Here is a 19,712-nt window from a genome sequence, read left to right on the forward strand (position 1 = left end):
GTGTCAGGCGTTTTCCTGCGCCACTTCGCGGATACGTTCAATCATTGCCCGCAATCCATTCGACCGCTGTGCAGACAGGTGATCGTTCAAACCCAGACGCGCCAGCTCTCCGCCTGCGTCAACTTTGGGAACTTCGCTGACGGGCAACCCGTTATACAGGGACCGCAGTACCGCGATCAGGCCACGTACTATCAGCGCATCGCTGTCCCCGTCGAACCGGAAAACCCGGTCTTCAATAATCGGGTGCAACCAAACCTGGCTTGCACAGCCATGGACCTTGGTGGCCGGCACTTTTAGTGCGTCCTCCAGCGGCTCCATCGCTTTGCCCTGGTCGATGACGTGGCGGTACCGGTCTTCCCAGTCCTCCAGAAACTCGAAATCCTCGACGATCTCTTCAAAGGCAGGCGTTGCCATGTCGCGGCGGTCCTTTCGTTGCAATCACAATTGTGAACTATGCCTCTGATCTATGCCTGTCCACCCCCCTACGCGGCTTTTCAATCAACAGAAATTGCGATAACCCATTGCTGGACTTACAGCTCTGGACGTTGGGACCATGCAAAAATCGTTTACTGTTCTCTTGGTGGCTACCCTAGCCCTGCCTGCCTGCAACAGCTGGCGCGAGTCACGGGTGAACCCGTCCAACTGGTTCGGTTCAAGCACATCAGCCCCGCCGCCGGAAACAGCAACCTATGACGCCAACGCGCTTGTGCCCGAAACCAGGGAAGGCGGCGGGTTGCTCTCAAGACCGACCCCCGAGGATACAAGCGTTCCGATCGCCAAGATTGATGAACTGAGGATTGAGCCGACCCCGAACGGTGCAATCGTCTACGCCTCGGGGACGGCAATCCGGCAAGGTGCTTATGACGCCCGACTGGTTCGCGTGGACAGTGAAGAAAACCAGAAGAACAGCGTTTTGGAATTCACTTTCCGGGTAACCTATCCTGAGCGCGCAACGAATACGGGAACCGAACGGTCTCGAATGGTGTCCGACGCCATCAATATCAGCAAAAAAGACTTGGAAAATACCCGTCTGGTGCGGGTTGTGGGGCAGCAGAACGCATTGGAATCGCGGCGCCGTTAGTGGGTGCTACAGCGACACGACCTTGACGTTCTGACCTTTGGCCGCCAGCGCGATCTTACCTTCGCACAGTTTCAAGGCGTCTTCGCCGAACACCTCAAACCGCCAACCTGACATCGCAGGCAGTTCCCGCTCACCCGCTGCGATCTGATCCAGTTCCGAGCTGGTGGCAATCAGCTTGGCCGCCACGCCCGAGCTTTCGGTTTTCGATTTCAGCAACACCCGCAACAAATCCGCCAGCGCCGGGTTCACCTTCAGTTTGTCCCGGCTGTTGTCGACTTGAGGCAGCTGATCTGCAGGGCAATTCACCCCTTTTTTGACGGCGCTTAGAATACCATCGGCAATCGCGCCCTTGCGGGCCTCGCGCAGCAACAAGCGCGAGCCGCCCAGATCCGAAGGTGATTTGGGCTTGGTTGATGCCAGCTCAATCAGCGCATCATCCTTGAAGACCCGGCTGCGCGGAACATTGTTTTCCTGCGCATAAGCCTCGCGAAACTGCGCCAATTCCCGCACCACCGCCAGAAACTTGGCCGAATTCGTCCGGGTTTTCACACGTTTCCACGCATCCTGGGGGCGAATGTCATAGGTCGCAGGCTGGGTCAGCGTGCGCAGTTCCTCGGCCACCCAATGGCTGCGCCGCGATTTTTGTAGTTGCGATGCGAGGTATTCATAGATTTGGCGCAGATGGGTGACATCCGCGAGCGCATAGGTCTTTTGCGCCTCAGACAGCGGGCGGCGGGACCAATCGGTAAAGCGCGAGGTCTTGTCGACCCCCTGCTTGCAGATCTTGCGCACCAGCGTTTCATACCCCACCTGTTCGCCAAAGCCGCAGACCATCGCCGCAACCTGCGTATCAAAAAGCGGATTTGGGAAGACGCCAGCCTCGACCCAGAAAATCTCAAGATCCTGACGTGCGGCGTGGAAAACCTTGACCACTTCTTCATTGCCAAACAGCTCATAAAGCGGGTCCAGAGACAATCCATCAGTCAGCGGATCGACCAGAACCGCGCTATCTTCGCCCTCAGACGGAACGGCAAGCTGTATCAAGCAAAGCTTCGAATAATAGGTCCGTTCGCGCAGAAACTCGGTATCTACGGTGACATAGTCATATTCCGCCGCGGCCTTGCAGAAATCGGCCAGCTCTTGCGTCTTTGTCAGGGTTTTCATGCGCGGTGCTGTTCTTGCTCTTGTTTTCTTCGGCTTATCGTCTCTTCCGTACCTAGCCGTAGTGCAGACCATAGGCCGAATTTAACACGCGTGTAAATCACCCTGGGACGTTCAAGGCAGCAACACCGGAGTCCGGTCGCCACTGGCGTAACGGCGCAACACTGCAGGATAAAGCTTATGCTCCCAAACCAGCACACGGGAAGCCAAGGCCTCGGGCGTGTCGCCGGCTTCGATGTTTACCCGCGCCTGCCCCAAGATCGGGCCGTCATCCAGCGCTGCAGTAACCTCGTGAACAGAACATCCATGTTCTACATCCCCAGCCTCAATCGCGCGGGCATGGGTGTTGAGGCCTTTGTAATTCGGCAGCAATGAGGGGTGGATATTCAGCATCCGCCCCTGAAAGCGGGAAACGAAATCACCGGTCAGAACGCGCATGAACCCTGCGAGGCAGACGATATCCGGTTGCGACTCTTCCAACGGCTTCAGCAGCTCCGCTTCAAACGCAGCGCGGTCGCCCTTGAAGGGGCGGTGATCTACCGCAGCCGTCGGGATGCCACGGTCCGCGGCCTTTTTCAGCCCGCCCGCCGTAGCGTCATTCGACAGAACCAGACATGGGCGTGCCGGGTGATCGCCGACCATGCTGTCGACCAGCGACACCATGTTGGACCCACCCCCCGAAATCAGGATGGCGACGCGCTTGTGACTCACAACAGTTTGCCCGAATAGGCCGTGCCGGGCGTGTCGGTCACGGTGCCGATGCGAGCAACTGTTTCTCCGGCCCCGGCCAGCAGAGCGGCCAGTTCATCGGCGCGGTCTTCGGCGCAGACGACAATCATGCCAATGCCGCAGTTGAAGGTCTTCAGCATCTCGGCCTCGACGATACCACCGGTTTCCGCCATCCAGCGGAAGACGGGCGGCAGGTCCCAGGCGTTCAGGTCGATCTCGGCACCCAGCCCTTCGGGCAGCACGCGTGGCAGGTTTTCGGTCAAGCCGCCACCGGTGATGTGGGCCAGGGCATGTACGCCCCCTGCCCGGATCGCCTGCAGCGCGGGTTTTACATACAGCCGCGTTGGCGTCAGCAGCGCCTCACCCAGCGACCCGTCACAAAAGGGCGACGCCGCATCCCAGCCCAGACCCGAGATCTCAACCAGTTTGCGCACCAGCGAATAGCCGTTGGAATGCACCCCGTTCGAGGCCAACCCCAGCAGCACGTCGCCCTGCTGTACGCCCGCGGGCAGATGCGCGCCACGTTCCATCGCGCCGACCGAGAATCCGGCCAGATCGAAATCACCGTCGGGATACATGCCCGGCATCTCGGCCGTTTCACCACCGATCAGGGCGCAACCGGACTGCACACAGCCCTCGGCAATGCCTTCGATGATCCGTGCGGCGGTGTCGGTGTCCAGCTTGCCGGTGGCGAAATAATCGAGGAAGAACAGAGGCTCGGCCCCCTGACAGATCAGGTCGTTGACGCACATCGCCACCAGATCAATGCCCACGCCGTCAACCACGCCGGTATCAATGGCAATCCGCAGCTTGGTGCCAACCCCATCGGTCGCGCCCACCAGAATCGGGTCCTGATATCCGGCGTCTTTCAGATCGAACAAGGCACCAAACCCGCCCAGACCGCTCATCACGCCCGAGCGGTTGGTGCGCTTGGCCGCAGGCTTGATCCGGTCGACCAGAGCGTTCCCCGCATCAATATCAACGCCTGCATCGGCATAGGTGATTCCGTTCTTGCCCGTCGTCATGGCCAGCCCCTTATGAATGGTTCCCGCGCGGGTTATTCGATTGTGCGTCCTGTTGCAACGGTCAGGCTTGACGCGGCCGTTCACCGTGATACTCAAAGCGCTCAGGCGGGCCTGTAGCTCAATTGGTTAGAGCAGAGCGCTCATAACGCTTTGGTTGCGGGTTCAAGTCCTGCCGGGCCTACCAAATCACCGCTAAACTGGTTTTCAAAAGGCAAGCAAGGGAACGCTGTTTCTGTGGTTGTTGCGTGATTCCAAAGTCGGATCAGACCGAACCAGAACAACACGCATTACTGATAGACCAGAAATCACTTGCCCGGCCGGTCGCTCGTATCAAGAAGCTAGATACCCCTAGCACCCAAAGATTCCGCGCTGACCTGAAAGATACCTAAATGGCCTACACTGAGCGCGGTGGCGGAAAAATACGATGCGGATGAACTTAAGAACTGGATTAACGGTGCCCGCGTTGCCCAAATCTGGGATGGCGGGCAACGCGGGTCATAGCCTGGTCAGGGGTTGCCCAGACTAAAGGGACAAAAACGATACGCGGCAGCGAAGGCGCTGGATCACTCGCTGCTTTCGATGCTCAGTAGGATTTCTAATTTGGAGGCTCACCAAAATAGCCACCAAGATAGGCTATTACTGAGGCAATTACGCCAATCACGATCACAATAGATATCAATGCGCCGCTACTTCTTGAGTAATAGCCGAGCGTCAAAAGCCCAACGACAAAAATGCCAACTAAAAAATACAATACAGTGTTGTCCATTGCTAATCCCCGACCGCGAAAAACATTCCGTCACTATAAAATAAAAAATCGCCTCAAGTTTAGTGGACACAAAACGCCTTACTCGACTGCAGAGCCTTCACATGCATTCCCTCACCAAAAAAAACCGCGTTGTTCGGAGATGTACCTTTACAAACAACGCGGGCGACAGTTTGGGGTAGTGTAGGCTATTCGGAGCAGGTCAGGGATTGGACCAAATGCCCCGGATTACGATGGCTCCCCATCATTGGGGGAGGCAACGTCACTCTTTGGGATCAGCCGCTTCGGCTTTTTGGAAAACGGCTAACGTTACAAACAATCCACCAATCAGCAGCATGTGGCCCACCGCTGTGATTCCGAAAACGAAATAGCTGCCAATCATAAGTGAAAAAATTGCACTCCACATCCACGCCAACATCTGCATTAGCATATGCGCTGTAGTTAGAGAGTATTTCTTGAGTGGGTTCTTGGTCTCATCCATTACCGAATCCCACGTCGATTTTACGTCGAAACTATTGGTCATGACTTCCTCCCATTACAAAAGGGATACGGGTCGATCGGTTCTTTAGACCAAAAATTTGCATCATCTTATCATCTGCAATATCTCATCCGCGTGATCTGTGATCGCGCGACTGACGTCTCCAAGTGCCGGCACCGGCTACTAGAATATCCTGCAAAGTGAAGAAGATATACTACGGCAATTACGCCAATAAAACCGACTCAAGGTGTCGAATCCGCGTGAAATTCATCGTTTAACTTGCACGGGCACGCGGCGCGTTGAATGGATGCAAAACACGTCGCCGCTCGGCGTTAATCGCTCAATAAACAGGCGGTCGCAACCCCGCTTGAAACCAGCTGACCAGAGAGACGATGGAATACACCGGCAGCCCCGTCGCCGATTGAATATCGGCCGCGTAGGGGCACATGTTGGTGCATTCCAGCACCAGCGCGCCGAGGTCGGGGTGGGCCTCTTTCATCGCCAGGGCAGCCTCGACATTGTCAGCGCGGGCTTTGTCCACGTCCAGCGTCAGTTCATTGTCGAGGATCGCGCGCGTGAACTCCTGCCCTCCTTCGGTCGAGCCGATGGGCGTGCCCTCGGGCACCTTTGCGCTGCGTAAATGGGCCTCGGTCAGGGTCGAGGCCGAGATGGTCAGCACCCCTGCCCGTTTGCCCGCGGGCAATATCCGGTTCACCATTTCGACCTGCATCAGCGAGGATGTGACAACGGGCACCGGGACCGCCTGAGACAGTTCTTTCTGAAACAGCGACAGGAACCCGCAATTGGTGGTGATCCCGTCCACGCCCTCGTCAACCAGCTCGCGCGCGGCATCGACAAAGGCGTCCAGCATGCCAGCGGCCCCGCGACGCACCACCAGATCGGGCGAGGCGTTCCGCACGATGCGGTAATGCACCGGAAACGGCCAGGTCAGCGCGTTGCCCATATCGCCGGGAATGCGGGGAAAGCGCGCGTCCAGCATCAGGATACCCACCGATGCACCGTAAACCGATTTGCCACCTGTTGCGATCATTCCTCAAACCTTTTGATTTCCGGGCACGTTCTGCAGGATTTTCTTCGCCATTCGAAACGCGGCGACGTGGGCAGAGTTTGCACAGACCGGATAAAGGTCAATAGGCAAAAACTGAGCGCTTGGTATTCAAACGCTGTCGCCGCCATGCGCGTTGGTGGAAAAAGACGCCATCGCGGGCACAAGCTGGTCTAGGAATTCCCGCGCGATGGTCGACAAAGGACGCCCTTTGGCCGTGATAATCGCCAGCTCCAACGTCACCGCGGGCCGAAATGGGCGGGTCTCATAGCCGCCTTCGGCATCAAAGGCGACGGTAAAGGGGTCGATGACGGCAACGCCCATGCCCTGTTTGACAAAGCTCAGTAGGTTTTCGGACAGATGCGTGTGTATCTGCGTGCGCCACATCCGATTCGCGGCCTGAAAGACGTCTCGTGTGCCACGATAGGTTTGGTGTTCAGGGCCCATCACGATAAAGGGCTCATTCTCCAGCAGGTCCGGGGTCAGCACGTCGTATTGTGCCAGGTGACTGCCTTCGGGAAATGTGGCCACGGTTTCAAAACGGAACACCTGAGCATTGAGCGTATCGTGCAGAATTGGCACCTCGACAATGCCGACCTCGAACAGTCCCGAGATCACCCATTCCTGAATTTTGGACGAGTATTGCGATTGAAAACTGACCGACAGATTGGGGCGGCTGGCGGCGAAGCGCGCGATTTCCCGTGGCATGAATCCAAACGACAGCATATGCGGCGCGGCCACTTGCAGCTGACCGGGATGTTTGTTTTGCAAGTCCGTCACGGCCTGCGCCACGTGATCCAGACCCCGCACAACCGTATCAACCTCGCGGTACAGCAGATCGGCTTCGGGGGTCGGCATCAGACGGCCCTTGTTGCGCTCAAACAGCGGCAGGCGGGCTTCGCGTTCTAACTGAGCCAGAAGATTGCTGATACCGGGTTGCGATATCCCCAGAACCGAAGCCGCCCCGGTCACCGTTCCCGTCTCCATAATCGCGTGAAACGCCTGCAATTGCCGAAACCTTAGGGACATTGACTTACTCACATCATTTTTTCTGATACCCTTGCCACAATATAGTATTTGAAATGATATAGCTATCACGGCACGGTTCCCCCGGACGACAGGAGGACCAATGACCGACTTGAATCAGACCATCACAGGGTTCGATCTTTGGCACCTTGAGCTGCCTGTTACCTCACGGCGTGACCATGGAATCGGCTCGGTCGAAGGCAGCTGCGAAGTTGTGATCTTGCGCCTGACCTCAGAGGGCGGATCAGAAGGATTTGGCGAAGCGTCGCCATGGTCGGTTTTCACCGGTACACCCGAAGCAACTTATGCGGCGCTGGATCGTTATATCCGGCCGTTGGTTGTTGGCTCGCGCGTGGCAGATCGGGCTGGGATCATGGCCAAGGCTGCCCATGGCGTCGCGCATTGCACCGAGGCCAAGGCCGCACTGGAAACTGCCTTGCTGGATCTGACAGGGCGTATCAGCGGCGTGCCGGTCTGGGCACTGATGGGTGGCAAATGCCGGGACACAATTCCGCTGAGTTGTTCGATCGCCAATCCTGATTTCGCGCAGGACATCGCACTGCTCGAGCAATTGCGCGAGGACGGAGTTCGCATCATCAAGCTGAAGACCGGGTTCAAGGACCATGCGTTCGACATCATGCGGCTTGAACATCTGGCGCAGCATTACCCCGAGTTTTCTGTGCGAGTGGATTACAATCAAGGTCTGTCTATCGAGGATGCTCCTGCTCAGGTACGCGATGTTGCTCAATTCAAACCCGATTTCATCGAACAACCAGTGCGGGCGCATCACTATGGCATGATGGCCAAACTGCGAGGTCAGATCGACCTGCCCCTGCTCGCCGACGAAAGCGTGTTTGGCCCCGAGGATATGGAGCGTGCCGCGCGAGAAGGCATATGCGATGGCGTGTCGGTCAAGATCATGAAGTCCGGTGGGCTCAGCCGGGGCCAGACCGTGGCCCGCATCGCCGCGGCTCATGGGCTCAGCGCCTATGGTGGAGATATGTTCGAGGCTGGTCTAGCGCATCTGGCCGGAACCCACATGATCGCTGCAACACCCGAAATAAAGCTGGGATGCGAGTTCTATCAGGCATCGTATTTCCTGAAAGAAGACATTCTGGAAGACCCCTTCGTGGTACAGAACGGACAAGTCATCGTGCCGGACATGCCCGGGATTGGTGGCCGACCGGATCTGGACAAGCTGAACCACTATGCCGTGGCCAAGGCGGTGGCAGCATGAGTGAGCGCAAGACCATTGCCATAATCGGTGCCGGTATTGTTGGCGTATCCACAGCGGTCTGGCTGCAACGTGATGGGCATGACGTCATATTGATCGACAAGGCTGGACCTGGCGAGGGTACGTCGCACGGCAATGGCGGGGTTCTGGCGTCCTGCTCGATTATTCCAGTCACGGTGCCCGGACTGCTGCAAAAAGCCCCGAGGATGCTGTTTGATCCGTCCCAGCCTCTGTTCATGAAATGGGGATACGTGCCCAAACTGCTGCCATGGTTGATGCGCTATCTGAAACATGCCAACGCGGGCGACGTTGAACGCATTGCTGCCGCGCTGACACCTATTGTCGGCGACAGCCTGAATGACCATCAAGCGCTGGCGCACGGCACCGGGGCCGAGAAGTGGATTGTCCCATCTGACTATCTGTTCCTTTACGAAAACCGGAAACATTTCGAAGGTGATGCACTTGGCTGGGACATCCGGCGCAAGCATGGTTTTGCGTGGGACGAATTAGAAGGCGAAGCCTTTCATGCCTATGACCCGATTTTCAGCAAGGATATCGGGTTTGCCGCCCGGCTTGGCGATCATGGCCACATCACCGATCCGGGGCGCTATGTCAAAGATCTGGCCGCCCATGTCGAGGCTAATGGAGGCAGAGTTATACGCGCAACGGTCGAAGACGTGGTTCGGGACAACGGTAAAGTCACAGGCGTACGCGCAGGCGGTACAACCATCCCCTGCGACACAGCGATCATAACTGCAGGGGTCTGGTCAGGACCTTTGGCCGACAAGCTGGGCATTACTGTTCCTCTGGAAAGCGAACGCGGGTATCATCTTGAATTAGTGGAACCTTCCGCAATGCCGAAAAGCCCGGTTATGGTGGCTTCAGGCAAGTTCGTCGCCACTCCGTTAGAGGGTCGCATCCGTCTGGCCGGGATTGTCGAGTTCGGCGGGCTGGACGCGCCGCCCTCGAAGGCGCCGTTCGAATTGATGCGCAAGAATGCCCGGGCGGCTTTTCCGGGTGTGACATGGAAGGATGAAGTGGAATGGATGGGGCACCGGCCCGCACCCGCAGATTCGATCCCAGTTATCGGTGAAGTTCCGGGGATTGACGGCGCGTATATGGGCTTTGGCCACCATCACATCGGTCTGACGGGCGGACCGAAAACAGGGCGTCTTTTGGCGCAAATGATCGCGGGCAGACGTCCGAACACGGATGTCAGCGTTTACGCGCCGTCGCGATACGCAAATTAGCAAAGCCGGTGAACAACACCGGCAGAATCAATACCAACTGGGAGACTAAAATGAAAAAACTGACGAGCCTTATGGCAGCAACTGCACTGACCGCTGCCGCAGCCCTGCCGGTCGCAGCTGAAAAATGGGACATGCCGATGGCCTATTCGGCGTCGAACTTCCATTCGGCCACAGGCGCTGAATTCGCCAAATGCGTGACCACCGGCACCGGCGGCGAGATCGAAATTGTCACCCACCCTTCGGGTTCCCTGTTCAAAGGGGCGGATATCAAACGCGCCATTCAGACCGGTCAGGCCCCTATTGGAGAGCGTCTGCTGTCCGGCCACCAGAACGAAAACGCGTTGTTTGGATTTGATTCAATCCCCTTCCTGGCAACCTCGTTTGACGACAGCGCCAAGCTTTGGGACGCTGCAAAACCTTCGATCGAGAACCTGCTGGCCGAACAGAACCTGACGCTGCTTTATGCAGTGCCGTGGCCGCCGCAGGGGCTGTATTTCAAAGACGAAGTGAACTCGGTCGCTGATATGAAAGGCATCAAGTTCCGCTCGTACAACAACGCCACGTCACGTCTTGCCGAGCTGACCGGAATGCTGCCGGTGACCATCGAAGCGGCCGAGATCAGCCAGGCCTTTGCCACCGGCGTTGCCGATTCCATGGTGTCTTCTGGCTCAACCGGGTATGACCGCAAAGTTTGGGAAAGCCTAGATTATTTCTACGAAGTGGATGCCTGGCTGCCGCGCAACTATGTGATGGTCAACTCGGATATCTGGGCCGGAGTATCTGACGCGAATAAGAACGTCATCAAAGCCTGCGCCGAACTGGCCGAATACGCGGGGAACTGGCGGGCCAAGGAATATACCGGGTTCACCCTGCAAGGCTTGCGTGATGGCGGCATGACCGTTGGTCCGGCGTCCGAGCAGATGACCAACGAGCTGAAAGAGATCGGCGTCACCATGACCAATGAATGGCTTGAGGCTGCCGGGGACGAAGGCAAAGCCATCGTCGACGCCTTCAACGCACAGCAATAACACAGCGTGTGCGGGCGGCAGCGATCTGCCGCCCGTACTCTATCCAACCAAAAGAAAAGCGGGGACAGTATGGCAGCATTGCGAGGGCTTCGGTCCGTACTGGATTTCATTTATCTGGCAGCAGGCGTGCTGGCGGCGTTAAGCCTGATCGCCATACTGGTTCTAATTGTGGTGCAGATGCTGGCCCGTTGGACCGGTGAAGTGTTCCCCGGCGCGCCCGACTATGCCGGTTACGCGATGGCCGCAGCCTCGTTTCTGGCCTTTGCAAACGCGCTGAACAGGGGCAGTCATATCCGCGTGTCGATCCTGTTGAATGCGGTGCCTGATAAATTCCGCCGGGTGCTGGAAATCTGGTGCTTTGGCATAGGCACGGCGGTCATGTGGTATTTCTGCTGGTACGCCTACCGCTTTGTTTATTGGAGCTGGAAGTTCAACGATATCAGCCAGGGACAGGACAAAACCGCACTTTGGATACCGCAATCGGCCATGTTAGTCGGCGCGGTCATTCTGGCCATCGCTCTGACTGATCACCTTATCCACGTGATCTTCCGCGGCGATCACCGCATCACCCGCGATCTTGCCGATCAAAGCCACGGAGAGTGAGAGCATGGAAAACGCATCAATCATCATCCTCTTTCTCTTTGTTCTGTTCACCCTGCTTGGCACCGGCGTCTGGGTCGGGCTTGCACTGATGGGCGTCGCCTGGGTCGGGATGGAGTTGTTCACCACCCGCCCCGTCGGCGACGTCATGATCACCACGATCTGGTCGGCCTCGTCCTCGTGGACGCTGACAGCACTGCCAATGTTCATCTGGATGGGGGAAATTCTGTATCGAACGCGATTGTCCGAGGACATGTTCAAGGGGCTTTCCCCGTGGATGGCCCCCCTGCCCGGCGGTCTGGTACATACCAATATCGTGGGCTGTACGGTCTTTGCCGCCGTGTCGGGTTCGTCCGCTGCGACGCTGACCACAGTTGGCAAGATGTCAATCCCAGAACTGCGCAAGCGTAACTATCCGGAAAGGATGATTATCGGCACCCTGACCGGCGCGGCGACGCTTGGCCTGATGATCCCGCCCTCGCTGACGCTGATCGTCTATGGCGTCACCATCAATGAATCGATCACCAAGCTGTTCTTCGCTGGCATCCTGCCGGGTCTGGTGCTGGCCTGCATGTTCATGGGCTACGTCGCGATCTATTCCAAAATTGGCAAGGACTGGAGCCCGAACCAGGAAAACAAACGGACCTTTGCCGAGAAGATCAAGAACTCGCGCTTTTTGCTGCCAGTGATCCTGTTGATCGTCGTTGTCATCGGCTCAATGTATCTGGGATATGCCACCGCGACCGAGGCCGCTGCCTTTGGTGTGATCGGGGGGCTGTTGCTCGCCGCCGGTCAGGGTTCGTTGAACTGGAAGACGTTCACAGAAAGCCTCATGGGGGCCACCCGCACCAGCGCGATGATCGCGTTGATCCTTGCGGGCGCGGCATTCCTGTCGCTGTCGATGGGCTTTACCGGCCTGCCGCGCGGTCTGGCCGATCTGATTGCCGGATGGGAACTGACGCGGTTCGAACTGCTGATGGTGCTGCTTGTGTTCTACATCATCCTTGGATGTTTTTTGGACGGCATTTCCTCGGTCGTTCTGACCATGGCCGTTGTCGAGCCGATGATCCGCGACGCCGGTATCGATCTGATCTGGTTCGGCATCTTCATCGTTGTCGTGGTTGAAATGGCGCAGATCACGCCGCCTATCGGGTTCAACTTGTTTGTGATGCAGGGCATGACCAATCATGAAATGAGCTATATCGCCCGTGCTGCGATTCCGATGTTCCTGATCATGGTTGTTATGGTTTTCGTCCTGATCTGGTTCCCGGATTTGGCCACCTGGCTACCGAATAACCTGCGGCAAGGCCCAACCGGGTAGCCTGCCGTTGAACCCGCTGCACATCGCTGCCCGCCACGGACCATTTGTTCTGTTGGCGGGCCTTTTGTCAGGGCTGCTGCTGCCGGGGTTGGCGCAACCGATGCGGCCCCTGTTGCCGCCGATGGTTGTGCTGTTGCTGTTCGTCACCGTGCTACGAATGGACCCCGCGCGCATATTCGGATCGCTGCGTGATCTGCCCCGCGTTGTCTTGGTGGTTCTTGGTCTACAGGTTGCGATGCCCCTGACAGTGCTGACGGTCGGTGCCTTGGGCGGGTGGCTCGACACCCCCGCCCTATTTGCCTTGCTGGTCATGACCGCGGCCCCCTCGATCGCCGGCAGCCCTAATATGTGTCGGATGATGGGGCACCCATCTGAATACGCGCTCCGCCTTTTGGTGATCGGCACTGCGTTACTGCCAATGACTATAGCCCCGGTATTCTGGTTTGCGCCGCAACTGGGCGGATTCGATACGGTGCTTTGGGCTGCGTTAAAACTGCTAATCACAATCCTGCTGGTGACACTGACCGCAGTCGCTATTCGAAAAACACTGCTGCGAGACCCATCGCCCAAAACAGAAAGTGCGCTTGACGGTCTTGCAAACATCACTTTAGCCCTCTTCGTCATCGGCCTGATGCCCTCGGTCAGCGAGGTCATCCTGACCGATCCGAAACGCGCGTTCCTCTGGATTACTTTTGCCTGCATCGCCAATTTTGGCGTTCAGGTCGTCTGTTTTCGACTGACCAGGTATCGCATGTCCACAGCCGTGGCGACGGCGGTGTCCCTGATCGCAGGCAACCGTAATATCGCGCTGTTTTTCGTGGCTTTAGCGCCCGAGGTTACTGCACCGATCATGGTGTTCATCGGGGCCTACCAAATCCCGATGTACCTGACCCCGCTGGTGATGCGGCGCATGTATCGATCGAAGCCTTAGCGCCCGATTATGATGTCGGCGCAGAGACCGCCTAGTCGCTCACTCTTGCCTAGACGCACCACGCCCCCGTGGGCCCGCGCGATATCTGAAACAATAGCAAGGCCCAACCCCACTCCGGTACCCTGATTCTGATTGCGCGCCGGATCAAGGCGGGCAAATGGTTTGACCGCTTCGGACCGCTGCTCGGGTGGAATTCCTGGCCCGTCATCCTCGACCCGGATACGCAGGGATTTGGGTGTGATGGACAGGCTGACATCAGCGCAATTGCCATAGCGAACGGCGTTTCCGATCAGATTTTCCACCGCGCGCCGCATGGCAGTGGGGCGCAGCATCGCCATCCCTTCCCCCTCGACCGAGATCAAATCGACCTCATGCCCTGCACGCCGCGCGTCTTTCACGATTTGCTCCAACAGCACCTTCGGATCGACAGCTTCTGGAGCGCCCTCGGCCGCCCCGCGCGAGAATTCGAGGAACGCATCCAGCAGCAATTGCATCTCGTCAACATCCTGCTGCAAAGGGGCTGCTTCATCCTCTGGCAACATCGACAGGCCCAGCTTTAAACGCGTCAGCGGGGTACGCAGGTCGTGACTAACCCCCGACAGCATCATGGTGCGCTGCTCCATCTGGCGCTCGATACGGGCACGCATGTCCAGAAAGGCACTGCCCGCCGCGCGCACCTCGATGGCGCCGCCGGGTGAATACGGCACCACCCTGCCCCGACCAAAGGCCTGCGCAGCCTCGGCCAGGCGTGTAATCGGACGCAGTTGGTTGCGCATATACAGGAAAGAAATCGTGGTCATCACAACCGCAAAGAACACCATCGTCACGATCAACTGGTGCGGCGCTACCGGAGACAACCGGCGGCGATCAAAAGTCAGTTGTAGAATGCCGAGGTCTGTCTGCAGGTACAGCCGCGCCTCTTGACCGCTGGGCAAGGCAACCGCCACCAAATCGGGAAGCAAGCCCTGCAGATCGGCCTCAACCCGTGGCGCAATGAAATCATACCAACGGCGGTGACCAACCATTGGTTCGTCGTTAATGCCCAGAAAGCGGGCCTTCATTTCAAGCGCCTGCAGATCAAGCCGAACAGCTGCCAATGCCTGTTGTTGCGTTTCCGTCTCTTCCATGACCTCCGTGATCAACATCACTTCGCGCGAAGCAGCGCGGGTCATTTGCGCCGTGACGTCTTCCAGGTGTTTTTGCAGGAACGCGATCCCCACCACCAACAGCACCACGACCACCGGCAGGACCAGGATCAGCGCAGCACGGGCATAGAGGCTGCGCGGCATATAGTGTTTGAGCCAAAGCGCGGACATGCGCTAAACCTAACGGGCTGTTACGACAAGAGAAAGAGCCCAGAATGCAGGCGCCTGACGATTTCAATCCGCCCGCCGGTCCGGCGGTCGAGCTGCAGCCGGGATTGCAGCGTATTCTGGCGCCGAATCCATCGCCAATGACATATCGCGGGACCAACACATATCTGTTGGGGACAAGCGAGCTTGCCGTGATCGACCCCGGACCGCTTAGCAATGATCATCTGGATGCGATTCTGTCAGCGATAGGGCCCGGACAGCGGATCAGCCATATCATCGTCACCCACAGCCATCTGGATCACTCTCCGCTGGCGCGACCTTTGGCGGATCGTACCGGGGCCCCGATTCTGGCCTTTGGAGGGCCCGAGGCCGGGCGTAGCGCAGTCATGACTCAACTGGCTGAGGGCGGGTTAGTGGGCGGCGGCGAAGGTATCGACACCAGCTTTCGCCCTGACATCGAACTTGCGGATGGGGCTTTGGTCGCAGGCGATGGCTGGCAGCTTGAGGTGATTCACACACCCGGCCATCTAGGAAATCACATCGCGCTTGGATGGGGTCAGGTCTGCTTCACTGGCGATCACGTCATGGGGTGGGCCAGTTCACTGGTTTCGCCCCCAGACGGTGATCTGACGGATTTCATGGCGGCCTGTCATCGTCTGCACTCACGCGAGTGGGCGGTCTTTCACGCCGGGCATGGCGCGCCGATTGCTGATCCCGCAGCGCGGCTGGACTGGCTGATCAAACACCGCCTGACACGCGAAGCACAGATTCTGTCTGCGCTGGAAGATCACGCCGGTACGGCCCGAGAACTGGCCGAGCGAATTTACGTCGACACTCCGACCGCCCTGCTACCTGCTGCTGAACGGAACGTCTTCGCCCATTTGATTGATCTGATTGGGAAATCTCAAGTCACTTCCGAAGGAAAGCTGTCTTCTAACACCCGTTTCACCAGACAAACCTAAGCCGCTGAAACTTTTTTACGAAAACGTCGAATTCCCCTCTGGACGACAAAAATCGGGATTGTTATACGGCCCTCAGTTCCGGCGTAGCTCAGCGGTAGAGCAGTTGACTGTTAATCAATTGGTCGTAGGTTCGATCCCTACCGCCGGAGCCAAATTCTCCCCACCTTAGACACTCATCACCAACGGCCGATTGCGGCGCAAGATTTTTCGACGAAAAATCTTATACGCCCTCTGGACGCCGCAGAAACAGGTTGCTATACGGCGCAAACCGTTCCGGCGTAGCTCAGCGGTAGAGCAGTTGACTGTTAATCAATTGGTCGTAGGTTCGATCCCTACCGCCGGAGCCATTTCCCACATTTTTGGTGATTACCCCGTCAAGGCGTCCTTGAATTCCGCGCGCAAATTGCGTTTCAGAACCTTGCCCGTTGCGTTCAGGGGCAAGGCGTCCACAAACACCACCTTGTCCGGCACCTGCCATTTGGCGATTTTACCGTCATAAAATGCCAGCACTTCATCTTCGGTCGGGTCTTCTCCTTCCGCCCTTACGGCCACCAGCAGTGGGCGCTCGTCCCATTTCGGATGCGGTACGCCAACCACGGCTGCGGTCGCCAATTTGGGGTGCGCGACGGCGATATTCTCTAACTCGACCGAACTGATCCACTCACCCCCGGATTTGATGATGTCCTTGGACCGATCGCGGATGGTCATATAGCCGTCAGGGTCCAACGTGGCGACATCACCAGTGGCAAACCAGCCATCCTGCAGCAAGTCTTCATCTTGCATCTGGAAATAGCTGTCCAAAACCCATGGCCCACGCACCAGCAAATCACCTTGGGTTTCGCCGTCATGCGGCAGGTCATTGCCTTCATCGTCGACGATCTTCAAATCAACGCCGTAACAAGGTCGTCCCTGGCTTTCACGGACTGCGTGCTGTTCGTCTTCCGGCAGGTCCAAGTGCTTGGCCAGAGGGTGATTTGCAGTTCCCAACGGACTCATCTCGCTCATCCCCCAAGCGTGGACCGTGTCAACGCCATAGGTTTCGCGGAAGGTTTCGATCATCGAAGGCGGGCACGCAGCCCCGCCGATTACCGTCCGCTGCAGGCTGGCCAGCTTGCTGCCGGATTGCTCGGCATAGGCCAACAGCCCTTGCCAGATCGTCGGCACACCCATGGCCAGAGTGACGCCGTAAGTGTCGATCAGATTCACCAGCGCCTCACCATGCAAACCCGGTCCCGGCAACACCATACGCGATCCCGACATAGCGCAGGCATACGGTGACCCCCAGGCGTTTACATGGAACATCGGAACCACCGGCATCACCACATCCATCGCCGAAAATCCGATAACGTCGCGTGTGTTAGACCCGAAACTGTGCAGCACAGTGGAACGGTGTGAATACAGCACCCCCTTAGGATTACCGGTTGTACCGGATGTATAACACAGGCCGGATGCTGTGTTTTCGTCAAAGCTGGGCCATTCAAAATTGGCCTCACCGGTCTCGATCAGATCGTCGTAGAATTGCACACCAGGTATCTGCGCGACGGCGTCTTCGTTTCTTGGCCCCATCAGGACGAAATGCTGAACCTCTGGCAAATGCTCGTGCAGGGCAGCGACCAGGGGAATAAAGGTCGCGTCAAAGAACAGAACCCGATCCTGCGCGTGGTTGATGATATAGGTCAGTTGTTCCGGAAACAGACGCGGGTTGACGGTGTGGCAGACGAACCCGGCCCCGGAAGTGGCATAGTAGATCTCAAGATGCCGCCGGTTATTCCAGGCCAGCGTCGCGATCCGTGCCTGTGGCTCTAATCCCAACTTAGACAGTGCCGAGGCCAGTTTCCGCGCATTTTCCGCCACTTGCGACCAACTGCTATGGCTCACTGTGCCATCGGTTTCGACCGAATAAATTTCGGTCTGACCGTGAAAGCGATCGGCGTGATCAATCAGCGACGAGATCAGCAAGGGCTGCGTCATCATCTGTCCCAGCATGGGCGTCCTCCCTATGGCGGTGCCACTTTTTGCCCGCAATCACATCGGGCAGTATGGCTTTTCCTTAGGCAGAGCCTGCCAAGCATTTAATTGTCTGACAATAAAAGAATGCGATTTGCCGTTGCGGCAGGTGGTAAAATCGATCCCTCAATTGCGGTGTTTTAGCGCATAAGCAACCAGCGAAGCGGTCGAGCCATCCTTGCCGTCAGCGCTAACCTCACCATCCACAATCGGACCCAGCGAGGTCGCCAACTCCTTGCCCAGTTCCACCCCCCATTGGTCGAACGAATTGATCCCCAGCAGAACCCCTTCGACAAACACGCGGTGCTCGTACAAGGCGATGATTTGGCCCAGCACATACGGCGTGAGTTTCGGATATATCAGGGTCGAGGACGGCCGATTGCCTGGGAACACACGGTGACGGGCCTGACGCTCAAGTTCCTTACCGGCCAACCCTTGTTCGGCCATGCGCTGCCGCGCCTCATCCAACGACCGGCCACGCATCAGTGCCTCGGACTGGGCCAGACAATTGGCCAACAAAAGGCGGTGGTGGTGGGTAAGTTCGGGCTCGTGCCCTTCGGCGGCCACCATGAATTCGCAGGGGATCACATCGGTGCCCTGATGGATCAACTGATAAAAGGCGTGCTGGCCATTGGTGCCCGGTTCACCCCAAACCACAGGCCCCGAAGGCATGGTCAAGGCACTGCCGTTCATTGCAACGGATTTACCGTTCGACTCCATCTCAAGCTGTTGGAAGTAGGCGGGAAGACGCAGCAACCGTTGATCATAGGGCAGAACCGCGCGGCTGGTATATCCCAGAACCTGACGGTGCCAGACCCCAACCAAAGCCAGCATTACCGGCATGTTCTCGATCCAGTCGGCAGCGCGGAAATGGACGTCCATCGCCTGTCCGCCGCGCAAAAAGGCATCAAACGCGTTCGAACCGACCGCGATCATCACCGGCAATCCAACCGGTCCCCAAATCGAATAGCGCCCGCCAACCCAGTCGGCAAAACCGAACACCCGTCCCATAGGAATGCCAAAGGCGTCGGTTTTATCCACCGCGCTAGACACGGCAGCGAACTGCTTTGCTGGGTCGCCGCCGCCATCCAACATCCAGGCGCGCGCGGTACGGGCGTTGGTCATCGTCTCGATCGTGGTAAAGGTTTTTGACGCTACGATGACCAATGTCCGTGTCGGATCCAGCAGACGCAACGTGTCAGCAATGTGCGCGCCATCCACGTTCGACACATAGTGCAGGTTCGGCCCGTCGTGATATGGGGCCAATGCGTGCGTCGCCATCACCGGACCTAGATCCGAACCCCCGATGCCGATATTCACTATGTCGGTAAAGCTGCCCCCTACCCCAGAAATCGCACCCCCGCGCACCTCTTCAGCAAAGACCCGCATCCGGTGCAGCGTGTCCAGCACGTCGGGCATCACATCCAACCCGTCAACCTCGACCGGGCCGCCATCCAGATTGCGCAGCGCCGTGTGCAGCACCGCGCGCCCTTCGGTTTCGTTGATCTTGACGCCCGAGAACATGGCGTCACGCCGTTCAGCCAGACCCGCCGTATCGCACAGCCCGATCAAAGCGTCGCGGATGTCCGCGTCAATAAGGGTTTTCGAATAGTCAAACAGCAGATCACCGGTTGAGGCCGAAAACCCCTGCGCCCGGCTCGCATCCTTGTTGAACAGATCCAGGATGGGCTGCCCCTGCCGTTCTGCTGCCAGTGCCTTTAGTTTCTCCAGTTGCAT

19 protein-coding genes and 3 tRNA genes are annotated in these 19,712 nt (G+C 57.7%); 11 read left to right on the top strand and 11 right to left on the bottom strand.

Annotation, left to right across the window (positions count from 1 at the left end; translation table 11 throughout):
- Nucleotides 1–3 precede the first annotated feature (3 nt).
- A complete protein-coding gene (locus AB1A64_RS04820; protein WP_170348835.1) occupies nucleotides 4–414 on the bottom strand; it encodes a SufE family protein in 411 nt (136 codons plus the stop codon).
- Between the two features lie 139 nt (nucleotides 415–553).
- Between AB1A64_RS04820 and AB1A64_RS04825 the strand changes: the two genes are divergently transcribed.
- Nucleotides 554–1,081 carry a hypothetical protein gene (locus AB1A64_RS04825; protein ID WP_366550384.1) on the top strand — a complete coding sequence of 176 codons (528 nt, stop codon included), beginning with the start codon at nucleotides 554–556 and terminating at the stop codon, nucleotides 1,079–1,081.
- Between the two features lie 6 nt (nucleotides 1,082–1,087).
- Here AB1A64_RS04825 and rnd read toward each other — a convergent pair whose 3' ends face one another.
- From rnd to purM, 3 genes are all read right to left on the bottom strand, one after another.
- Nucleotides 1,088–2,245 (bottom strand): ribonuclease D, encoded by a 1,158-nt coding sequence (gene rnd, locus AB1A64_RS04830; protein ID WP_366550385.1) that lies wholly within the window; start codon nucleotides 2,243–2,245, stop codon nucleotides 1,088–1,090.
- A 111-nt stretch (nucleotides 2,246–2,356) separates the two neighbouring features.
- Nucleotides 2,357–2,953 carry a phosphoribosylglycinamide formyltransferase gene (gene purN, locus AB1A64_RS04835; protein WP_366550386.1) on the bottom strand — a complete coding sequence of 199 codons (597 nt, stop codon included), beginning with the start codon at nucleotides 2,951–2,953 and terminating at the stop codon, nucleotides 2,357–2,359.
- Nucleotides 2,950–3,996: a phosphoribosylformylglycinamidine cyclo-ligase gene (purM, locus tag AB1A64_RS04840; protein ID WP_366550387.1), complete on the bottom strand. Its 1,047-nt coding sequence runs from the start codon at nucleotides 3,994–3,996 to the stop codon at nucleotides 2,950–2,952. Before purM ends, purN begins: the two co-directional genes overlap by 4 nt.
- A gap of 107 nt (nucleotides 3,997–4,103) precedes the next feature.
- Between purM and AB1A64_RS04845 the strand changes: the two genes are divergently transcribed.
- Nucleotides 4,104–4,180 (top strand) — tRNA-Ile (locus AB1A64_RS04845).
- A 411-nt stretch (nucleotides 4,181–4,591) separates the two neighbouring features.
- On the opposite strand, the gene AB1A64_RS04850 is transcribed toward AB1A64_RS04845, so the two are convergent.
- The 4 genes from AB1A64_RS04850 to AB1A64_RS04865 form a co-directional block, all read right to left on the bottom strand.
- Nucleotides 4,592–4,762: a hypothetical protein gene (locus AB1A64_RS04850; RefSeq protein WP_170348840.1), complete on the bottom strand. Its 171-nt coding sequence runs from the start codon at nucleotides 4,760–4,762 to the stop codon at nucleotides 4,592–4,594.
- A gap of 259 nt (nucleotides 4,763–5,021) precedes the next feature.
- Nucleotides 5,022–5,282, bottom strand: coding sequence for a hypothetical protein (locus AB1A64_RS04855; RefSeq protein ID WP_366550388.1), 261 nt, complete (start codon nucleotides 5,280–5,282; stop codon nucleotides 5,022–5,024).
- Nucleotides 5,283–5,577: 295 nt separating this feature from the next.
- Nucleotides 5,578–6,288 (bottom strand): aspartate/glutamate racemase family protein, encoded by a 711-nt coding sequence (locus AB1A64_RS04860; RefSeq protein ID WP_366550389.1) that lies wholly within the window; start codon nucleotides 6,286–6,288, stop codon nucleotides 5,578–5,580.
- Between the two features lie 126 nt (nucleotides 6,289–6,414).
- Nucleotides 6,415–7,332: a LysR substrate-binding domain-containing protein gene (locus tag AB1A64_RS04865; RefSeq protein WP_366550390.1), complete on the bottom strand. Its 918-nt coding sequence runs from the start codon at nucleotides 7,330–7,332 to the stop codon at nucleotides 6,415–6,417.
- A gap of 100 nt (nucleotides 7,333–7,432) precedes the next feature.
- Between AB1A64_RS04865 and AB1A64_RS04870 the strand changes: the two genes are divergently transcribed.
- From AB1A64_RS04870 to AB1A64_RS04895, 6 genes are all read left to right on the top strand, one after another.
- Nucleotides 7,433–8,566, top strand: a complete 1,134-nt coding sequence (locus AB1A64_RS04870; RefSeq protein ID WP_366550391.1) for an enolase C-terminal domain-like protein — start codon at nucleotides 7,433–7,435, stop codon at nucleotides 8,564–8,566.
- A complete protein-coding gene (locus AB1A64_RS04875; RefSeq protein WP_366550392.1) occupies nucleotides 8,563–9,813 on the top strand; it encodes an FAD-binding oxidoreductase in 1,251 nt (416 codons plus the stop codon). Before AB1A64_RS04870 ends, AB1A64_RS04875 begins: the two co-directional genes overlap by 4 nt.
- A 50-nt stretch (nucleotides 9,814–9,863) precedes the next feature.
- Complete coding sequence (locus AB1A64_RS04880) at nucleotides 9,864–10,841, top strand: TRAP transporter substrate-binding protein (RefSeq protein WP_366550393.1); 978 nt, start codon at nucleotides 9,864–9,866, stop codon at nucleotides 10,839–10,841.
- A 69-nt stretch (nucleotides 10,842–10,910) separates the two neighbouring features.
- Nucleotides 10,911–11,444, top strand: coding sequence for a TRAP transporter small permease (locus AB1A64_RS04885; protein ID WP_366550394.1), 534 nt, complete (start codon nucleotides 10,911–10,913; stop codon nucleotides 11,442–11,444).
- A gap of 4 nt (nucleotides 11,445–11,448) precedes the next feature.
- Nucleotides 11,449–12,762, top strand: a complete 1,314-nt coding sequence (locus AB1A64_RS04890) for a TRAP transporter large permease subunit (protein ID WP_366550395.1) — start codon at nucleotides 11,449–11,451, stop codon at nucleotides 12,760–12,762.
- A gap of 7 nt (nucleotides 12,763–12,769) precedes the next feature.
- Entirely contained in the window at nucleotides 12,770–13,693 is a 924-nt protein-coding gene (locus tag AB1A64_RS04895) for a hypothetical protein (protein ID WP_366550396.1), read from the top strand.
- Here AB1A64_RS04895 and AB1A64_RS04900 read toward each other — a convergent pair.
- Nucleotides 13,690–15,009, bottom strand: coding sequence for an ATP-binding protein (locus AB1A64_RS04900; protein ID WP_366550397.1), 1,320 nt, complete (start codon nucleotides 15,007–15,009; stop codon nucleotides 13,690–13,692). The two genes, AB1A64_RS04895 and AB1A64_RS04900, sit on opposite strands and share 4 nt — an antisense overlap.
- Nucleotides 15,010–15,053: 44 nt before the next feature.
- Between AB1A64_RS04900 and AB1A64_RS04905 the strand changes: the two genes are divergently transcribed.
- The 3 genes from AB1A64_RS04905 (at nucleotide 15,054) to AB1A64_RS04915 (ending at nucleotide 16,315) form a co-directional block, all read left to right on the top strand.
- Nucleotides 15,054–15,968 (top strand): MBL fold metallo-hydrolase, encoded by a 915-nt coding sequence (locus tag AB1A64_RS04905; RefSeq protein ID WP_366550398.1) that lies wholly within the window; start codon nucleotides 15,054–15,056, stop codon nucleotides 15,966–15,968.
- A 77-nt stretch (nucleotides 15,969–16,045) separates the two neighbouring features.
- Nucleotides 16,046–16,120 (top strand) — tRNA-Asn (locus AB1A64_RS04910).
- Between the two features lie 120 nt (nucleotides 16,121–16,240).
- Nucleotides 16,241–16,315: transfer RNA gene (locus tag AB1A64_RS04915), tRNA-Asn, on the top strand.
- Nucleotides 16,316–16,334: 19 nt separating this feature from the next.
- Here the strand turns inward: AB1A64_RS04915 and AB1A64_RS04920 are convergent.
- Entirely contained in the window at nucleotides 16,335–17,954 is a 1,620-nt protein-coding gene (locus AB1A64_RS04920; RefSeq protein ID WP_366550399.1) for a long-chain-fatty-acid--CoA ligase, read from the bottom strand.
- Between the two features lie 147 nt (nucleotides 17,955–18,101).
- Nucleotides 18,102–19,712, bottom strand: a complete 1,611-nt coding sequence (gene pgi / locus AB1A64_RS04925; protein WP_366550400.1) for a glucose-6-phosphate isomerase — start codon at nucleotides 19,710–19,712, stop codon at nucleotides 18,102–18,104.

Origin of the sequence: Ruegeria sp. ANG10, from assembly GCF_040705255.1 — a bacterium.
In the GTDB taxonomy this organism is placed as follows: Bacteria; Pseudomonadota; Alphaproteobacteria; order Rhodobacterales; family Rhodobacteraceae; genus Ruegeria.